General features: G+C 72.3%; 5 protein-coding genes. 1 reads left to right on the top strand and 4 read right to left on the bottom strand.

What is annotated here, in order from left to right; genetic code table 11:
• Window positions 1-91: 91 nt before the first annotated feature.
• The 4 genes from ACIHAR_RS28900 to ACIHAR_RS28885 all read right to left on the bottom strand — a co-directional run bounded on the left by ACIHAR_RS28900 (window position 92) and on the right by ACIHAR_RS28885 (window position 4,798).
• Window positions 92-997, bottom strand: a complete 906-nt coding sequence (locus ACIHAR_RS28900; protein WP_365460803.1) for an ABC transporter permease — start codon at window positions 995-997, stop codon at window positions 92-94.
• Window positions 984-1,982, bottom strand: a complete 999-nt coding sequence (locus ACIHAR_RS28895; protein WP_365460801.1) for an ABC transporter ATP-binding protein — start codon at window positions 1,980-1,982, stop codon at window positions 984-986. Before ACIHAR_RS28895 ends, ACIHAR_RS28900 begins: the two co-directional genes overlap by 14 nt.
• Before the next feature lie 88 nt (window positions 1,983-2,070).
• Window positions 2,071-3,273 carry an outer membrane lipoprotein carrier protein LolA gene (locus ACIHAR_RS28890; RefSeq protein ID WP_400022528.1) on the bottom strand — a complete coding sequence of 401 codons (1,203 nt, stop codon included), beginning with the start codon at window positions 3,271-3,273 and terminating at the stop codon, window positions 2,071-2,073.
• A 514-nt stretch (window positions 3,274-3,787) separates the two neighbouring features.
• A complete protein-coding gene (locus ACIHAR_RS28885; protein ID WP_365460797.1) occupies window positions 3,788-4,798 on the bottom strand; it encodes a polyprenyl synthetase family protein in 1,011 nt (336 codons plus the stop codon).
• 350 nt (window positions 4,799-5,148) lie between these two features.
• Between ACIHAR_RS28885 and ACIHAR_RS28880 the strand changes: the two genes are divergently transcribed.
• Complete coding sequence (locus ACIHAR_RS28880) at window positions 5,149-7,188, top strand: CocE/NonD family hydrolase (protein WP_400022527.1); 2,040 nt, start codon at window positions 5,149-5,151, stop codon at window positions 7,186-7,188.
• Window positions 7,189-7,262: the final 74 nt, after the last annotated feature.

The raw sequence follows: 7,262 nt of genomic DNA, 5'->3' as shown, positions 1-7,262 counted from the left end.
TGCGGTCGCGAGGGTGTCCAGGTTGTTCGTCACACAACGATCTTGGACACCCTCGTTCACGTCTGTACGGGCACCCCTTGGAATAGATCATCTAGGCGGTGACGTCCTTCGCCGTGAAGCGCGCCCAGGCCGCCGAGCCGAAGACGGCCGCGTACAGGGCCTGCAGACCGAGGTTCCTGCGCAGTTCCTCCCAGTAGACCGGTTCGCGCATCAGGTCGGCGAAGGACAGCCAGTAGTGGGAGAACAGGTACGGCTGGATCGCGTGCAGCTGCGGGATCTGGTCGAGGATCTGGACGGTGATCAGCAGTCCCACGGTCGTCGCCATCGCCGCGATGCCGCTGTCGGTGAGCGTGGAGACGAAGAGGCCCAGCGCCGCCACACCGAGCAGGGACGCGGCGACGACCAGCGCGATCAGCAGGGCTCTGGCCAGGCCCTCGGCGAAGGTGATGCGGGTGCCGGAGATCGTGGTGAGGTCGCCGAGGGGGAACAGCAGTGCCCCGACCGCGAGCGCCGAGACGGCGACGACGAGGGTGGCCAGCAGGCAGAAGGCCGTCGTGGTCGCGTACTTGGCGAGCAGGAGCCGGGTGCGGCCGGCGGGGGCGACCAGCAGGTAGCGCAGGGTGCCGGCGTTCGCCTCCCCGGCGATCGCGTCGCCCGCGACGACCCCGACGGCCATCGGCAGGAAGAAGGGCAGCGTCGCCGCCAGGGCCGTGAACACCAGGAACAGGCCGTTGTTGGTGATCTGCGCCATGAACGCCGGCCCCTCGCCGCCGCCACCCTGCGGCCCGGCGGTCGAGCCGTCACCGGTCTCGATCTTCACGGCGATCCCGACCAGGACCGGTACGGCGGCCAGCACGCCCAGCAGGGCGAGGGTGCGCCAGCGCCGGAGGGTGGTGACGAACTCGCTGCGGAAGAGGCCGAGGGTCCACAGCGGGGACGGCGCGGCGGAGAGCCTCTCCGTCCCTGCCGTCCGGTCACCGACGTCAGCCCGCGACATCGAACCCCTCCCCCGTGAGTGCCACGAACGCGTCCTCCAGCGAGGCCCGTTCCATGCCGAAGCCCCGCACGCGGACGCCCGCCGCCACCAACGCGGCGGTGACGTCCCCCAGTTCGCGGCCCGGGTCGGCGGGCGGGTCGCCGGTGACCCGGTCCTCGCCGACGACGACGTCGCCGACGCCCTGCTCCTTCAGCACGCGGGCCGCGTCCGCGGTGTCCGGGGTGGTCACGACGAGCCGGCCGCGTGCCCGCGCCGCCAGGTCGGCCACCGGGCCCTGCGTGAGGAGACGTCCGCGTGCCATCACGGCCGCGTGCGTGCAGACCTGCTCGATCTCGTCGAGGAGGTGGGAGGAGAGGAAGACGGTGGTGCCGTCGGCGGCCAGCTCGCGGACGAGGACGCGGATCTCGCGCATCCCCTGCGGGTCCAGCCCGTTGGTCGGCTCGTCGAGGACGAGCAGGCGACGGGGCTGGAGCAGGGCGGCGGCCAGGCCGAGCCGTTGCTTCATGCCGAGCGAGTAGGCCTTCGCCTTCTTGCCGGCGGCGGCCGTGAGCCCCACCCGCTCCAGCGCCGCTTCGACGCGCGCACGCCGGGTGCGCGGGTCGGCGGTCGGGTCGGCGGCGTCGTAGCGCAGGAGGTTGTCCCGGCCGGAGAGGAAACCGTAGAGGGCGGGGCCCTCGATCAGGGCCCCGACCTGCGGCAGCACGGCGCGGGAGGCCCGTGGCATGGGCCGGCCCAGCACCCGCGCCGTGCCGGAGGTGGGCTCGATGAGGCCCATCAGCATGCGGATCGTGGTGGTCTTGCCGGAGCCGTTCGGACCGAGGAAGCCGAAGACGCTGCCCGCCGGGACGGCCAGGTCGAGGCCGTCGACGGCGAGCTGTCCGCCGCGGTAGCGCTTGGTGAGGGCGCGGGTGTGGATGACGGTGTCCACGCTGTCGTCCGCACCGTGCGCCACGCTCCCGGGCGCCTGCGCCGCGCCGTCGTCCATCGGCTCCCCCGATCGTCGTACTCGTCAGGGTACTGACCGCCCCTGCCCGCTCCCGCCCGCTTGCTCCTCCCCGCTCAGGCCCGCTCGGTCACCGCTCGGATTCGGCGGCCTTGACGAGCGCGTCCTTGGTGACCGCGCCGACGTAGACCTTGCCGTCGTCCGTGACCAGGGCGTTGATCAGGCGGGTGGAGAAGACGGTGCCGGAGCCGAACTCGCCGGTGACCTTGTCGCCGAAGGAGTCCAGGAAGCCGCCGAGACCGCCCGCTTCCGCGGGAAGGTCGTCGGAGGAGGGGACGCCCTCGCCGCCGGTGTCGAAGGTGGCGACGGAGGTCCAGCCCTCACCGAGGACGTTCAGACCGGCCAGGTCCCTGCCGAAGTCCTCCTCGGCGAGCTCGCCGGAGTGCTCCGGCGCCTCGGCCGCGTCCTCCTCGGTCACCTTCGCGCCCTTGGGCGGGGTGAAGTCGAAGGTGGAGGCGGCCGGCTTGGTGAAGCTGACCTGGGTGAAGCCGGCGTCCACGACGGCGGCGCCGCCGCTCGCCGGGGTCAGGGTGAACTTCAGCGGCAGGCCCGTCTTCGCGTCCACGGCCACGCTGACCGCGCCGACGGTCGAACCGGACTGCTTCGGCTTCACCAGCAGCTTGTAGGCGTCCCGGCCGGCGACCTGCACGGTGCCGTCGACGGTGACCGAGGTGGTGTCATCCACGGCCTTCAGGGCTTCCTCGGCGAGCGCCTTGGGCGTGGCCGGAACGAGCGTCTCCTCCTTGGCCCCCTCCTCGACGGTGGAGTGGTAGACCTCGTTGGAGGAGCTGTCGTAACCCCAGACGTTCTTGCCGTTGTGGATGAGGCTGTACTCGGCGGCGTTCTCCAGCAGGGAGAGCTTCTGCCTGTCGGGGCCGTCGGCGGCGACGCGCAGGGTGTGCGTGCCGGAGGCCAGTTCGGTGAGCTTGGCCGAGGGGTCGGCGGAGGAGCCGTCCGTCTCTCCCGTGGCGCCGGAGAGCAGCCCGCTCTCCAGGCCGCCCAGGTCGGGCAGACCCAGATCGGTGGTGATCTTCACGGTGCCCGAGAGCTGCTGTACGTCCGATGCGGCGATCTTCTCGATGAGCTGCTGTGCGGTGATCTTCGGCAGGTCGGGGTCGCCCGAGTCGGCGATCGCCGGGACGAGCCCGATCGTCGCCGCCGCGACACCCGCCACGGTGACCGGAACGACGTACCGTGCGGCCTTGCGCCGTCCGACGCGCAGGTCGTCGGCCTCCCCGGCGTGCGTGCTGTCGTCGGATGCGTACGGTGCCATGTGTGCCTTACCTCCGTCGTCGGCGGCGGCTGGTCATCTCGCGAACGTCCACCCCAAGCCGCCATTCTCACCCGAATCGGTGAGGAGTGGTGTTTTCCGTGGTCTCCATCTGACCAAATCGGCCAGGGAGATTCGTCAACCCGAGGACTCAACTCCGCCTACACCTGCGGTATGACACGGAAAGGGGTGGCCGGGGGTTACCCGTAGGGGGCGTGGCATGGTCCCAGCCCCGGAACCCCGGGCCTCGCACGGCCCCGGCCCCGGACAACCCCGGAGCTTCGCCCCGGCCCCGGTACGCGCCCCGCCCACGGGTGTGGTCCGCCGGGTGCGGGTCCGTCGGGGCCGGTCGCGCAGTTCCCCACGCCCCTGAGTGGGTCCACTTGGCGTCGGCCGTGCGAGGGCGCCGGGGTTCCGCGGCTGGGCATGCGGCCCCCTGGGTCCCACGGCTGTCCCCGCCTGTGGGAGGCCGGCGTCTCAGGAGGCCGACCCCGCCGGGCGACAGGGCGGAGAACCCTCACCCAGCCCGGTGCACCACCGCGTCGCACAGCTCCATCAACGCCCCCTTCGCCCCGCAGTCCCGCAACGGCGCCAGCGCCGCCCGCGCCTCCTTCGCGTACCGCACGGTGTCCGCCCGAGCCTGTTCCAGCGCGGGGTGGGCCCGCAGCGCGGCGAGCGCCTCGGTGAGCCGTGCGTCATCGCTCAGGTCGGAGTCCAGCAGCTCGCAGAGCGCGATGTCCTCCGGCAGGGACAGCCGGGCCGCCCGCTCCCGCAGCCGCAGCACCGGCAGCGTGGGGATGCCCTCCCGGAGATCCGTCCCCGGCGTCTTCCCCGACTCGTGCGAGTCCGACGCGATGTCGAGCACGTCGTCCGCGAGCTGGAAGGCGACCCCGAGCCGCTCCCCGTACTGGGTCAGCACGTCCACGACCGTGTCGTCGGCGCCGGACATCATCGCCCCGAACCGGCACGACACCGCCACCAGCGATCCGGTCTTCCCGCCGAGCACGTCGAGGTAGTGCTCGACCGGATCCCGCCCGTCCTGGGGTCCCGCGGTCTCCAGGATCTGCCCGGTGACCAGCCGTTCGAACGCCTCCGCCTGCACCCGCACCGCCTCGGGTCCGAGGTCGGCGAGGATGTGCGAGGCCCGGGCGAACAGGAAGTCCCCCGTGAGGACCGCGACCGAGTTCCCCCACCGGGTGTTGGCGCTGGGCACCCCGCGCCGTACGGACGCCTCGTCCATCACGTCGTCGTGGTACAGCGTGGCCAGGTGGGTGAGCTCCACCACCACGGCCGACGGCACCACACCGGGTGCGTAGCGATCACCGAACTGCGCCGCGAGCATCACCAGCAGCGGCCGGAACCGCTTACCGCCCGCCCGCACCAGGTGCTGGGCGGCTTCCGTGATGAACGGCACCTCACTCTTGGTGGCCTCGAGCAAGCCTTCCTCGACAGCCGCCAAACCTGCCTGGACATCGGCTTCCAGAGCCTGGTCCCGCACGCTCAGCCCGAACGGCCCGACGACGGTCACGAGGAGTCTCCTGTCTGCTGGCGTCTACCGGCGATTACACGGTTTGTCGATAGGTCGCTGCCATCACTCGAGTCAGCGTATCCGGTCACGTTTCGATCACTGATAAAGCCCCCACGTCCCCCGGCCCCCAGGTCGCCCGACCAGAAGGCGACGGGAGGCGCCCGGATGAGCACGGGCGGCTTCGGATCACGACCGGTATGTTTCTGATCATTCGACATGAAAGGACATTTATCGACTGACCAGGAAGTAGGGATTCATGTCCCGCGCGGAGGAAGACGTCGATTCCGACGACCGGCAGCCCCTTCCACGCACTCCGCACCCCGTCCACCGACCTCCCGGGGGCTCCGCTCATGCACAACCGTCCGTCCTTCCCCTACGAGACGGCCCACGAGGACCTGCGCATCCCGCTTCCCGACGGAACGCGCCTGTACGCGCGCGTGTGGCGACCGCTGACGAACGAACCGGTACCCGCGCTGCTCGAATACCTGCCGTACCGCCTGACCGACTGGACCGCGCCCCGCGACTGGCAGCGCCATCCCTGGTACGCGGGCCACGGCTACGCCTCCGTGCGGGTGGACGCGCGCGGGCACGGCAACAGCGAGGGCGTGCCGGGCGACGCGTCCGCGGTCACGGAAGCGGCGGACGGGGCGGCCGTGGTCGAGTGGCTGGCCTCCCAGCCCTGGTGCGACGGCAAGGTGGGCATGTTCGGCATCTCGTGGGGCGGCGTCGACCCCCTCCGGGTCGCGGCCCTCGCGCCCGAGCCGCTCAAGGCGGTCGTCACGGTCTGCGCCACGGACGACCGCTATGACAACGACGTGCACTATGCGGGAGGTTCCGTCCTCGCCGCCGGTCTGCACGCCCGGGCCGCGGCCCTGCTCGCCTTCTCCTCCCGCCCGCCCGACCCGCGGTACGTCGGCGACGCCTGGCGGGAGATGTGGCCGGCCCGCCTGGAGGCCGTGGAGCCTGCCGGTCACACCTGGCTGGCCCACCCGACCCGCGACGCGTACTGGCGGCAGGGCAGCGTCCGCGAGAACTACGGCGCGATCGAAGCGGCCGTCCTGGCGGTCGGGGGCTGGCACGACCCGTACCGCGACACGGTGCTCGGGCTCGTCGAGCACCTCCCGTCCGACCGGGTGCGCGGCCTGATCGGCCCGTGGTCGCACCAGTACCCGGACCGCGGACTGCCGCCCGGCCCCGCGATCGGCTTCCTCCGGGAGACCCTCCGCTGGTGGGACCACTGGCTGAAGGGCCGGACCGCATCCGACGGCGCCTCCCCCGCAGGCGTCCTGGCCGAGCCGCTCCTCCGGGCCTACGTCATCGGCTCCCACGCCCAGGCCACGGCCCACGCCGCCCTGCCCGGCCGCTGGGTCGGCGAGCCCGCCTGGCCCTCCCCCGGCGTGAGCAGCGTCACGTACACCCTCCGCGGCGCCCCCGTCCTGGTGCGCTCGCCGATGCACACCGGGGTGGACGCCGGCCGTCTGCTCCCCATCGGCCACGAGGCCGACCTGCCGCCGGACCAGCGGGCGGAGGACGCGCGGTCGGCCTGCTTCGATTTCCCGGTGGCCGAGGAGACCTGGGTGCTGGGGCGGCCCCGGGTGCGGCTGCGGCTGACGTGCGAGGTGCCGCGCGGGCAGGTCGTCGCGCGGGTGTGCGACGTGGCGCCCGACGGCTCCTCGACCCTGGTCACGCGCGGGGTGCTGAACCTCTCCGCCCGTCACGGCCGGGACCGGTCCGTGCCCTGGACGCCGGGCGCGACGGAGGACGTGGCCTTCGCGCTGAACGGCATCGGGTACGCCGTCCCGTCCGGCCACCGCATCCGTCTCGCCGTCTCCTCGGCGTACTGGCCGTGGGTCTGGCCCGAGCCCGGGTCGGCGGCGGGCTTCACCCTGGACCCGGCGGGCAGCGCCCTGGAGTTGCCGGTGCGGACCCGGGACACCGGCCCCGCGGTCGCCTTCGAGGAGGCCGGGCAGTCCCCGCCCCTGGGGGTGACCCACGGGGTGGCGGCCGACGGATGGAGCCCGGACACCCTGGACGAACCGCGTCCGGAACGGCGGGTGGTGCGGGACGTCGCCGAGGGCGCGTGGCGGCTGGAGTTCGATCCCGGCCACGGCGGCACGCGCGTGTACCCCGACGGACTGGAGTTCACCGAGGACGCGCTGGAGACGTACACCATCGCCGAGCACGACCCCCTCACGGCCCGTGCCCGCTCCGACTGGTCGATCCGGCTGCGCCGCCCGGAGCCGGCGTGTGAGGCGGTCGTGCGGACCCGCTCGGAGATCATCTGTGACGGCGTCGACTTCTTCACCTCCGACGAAGTGGTGTGCACGGCGGGCGACGAAGTGGTGTTCCACCGGACGTGGGAGAAACGCGTCCCTCGCACACCGCTCTAGCTCCGCCCCTTAAAACGGACTTGGGATTTATTGTCCGATTCACCCCTCTTGTCGACGCTGGTGACTTGGCTCAC

This window comes from Streptomyces sp. NPDC052016, assembly GCF_044548445.1.
Classification (GTDB): domain Bacteria; phylum Actinomycetota; class Actinomycetes; order Streptomycetales; family Streptomycetaceae; genus Streptomyces.
The sequence above is the reverse complement of the archived record's forward strand: the minus strand, read 5'-3'. Positions and strand labels throughout refer to the sequence as shown.

Bases quoted from the DNA above. Each gene is read 5' to 3' on its own strand.
- ACIHAR_RS28900 (WP_365460803.1), bottom strand. From the start codon at position 997: ATGTCGCGGGCTGACGTCGGTGACCGGACGGCAGGGACGGAGAGGCTC.
- ACIHAR_RS28895 (WP_365460801.1), bottom strand. From the start codon at position 1,982: ATGGACGACGGCGCGGCGCAGGCGCCCGGGAGCGTGGCGCACGGTGCG.
- ACIHAR_RS28890 (WP_400022528.1), bottom strand. From the start codon at position 3,273: ATGGCACCGTACGCATCCGACGACAGCACGCACGCCGGGGAGGCCGAC.
- ACIHAR_RS28880 (WP_400022527.1), top strand. From the start codon at position 5,149: ATGCACAACCGTCCGTCCTTCCCCTACGAGACGGCCCACGAGGACCTG.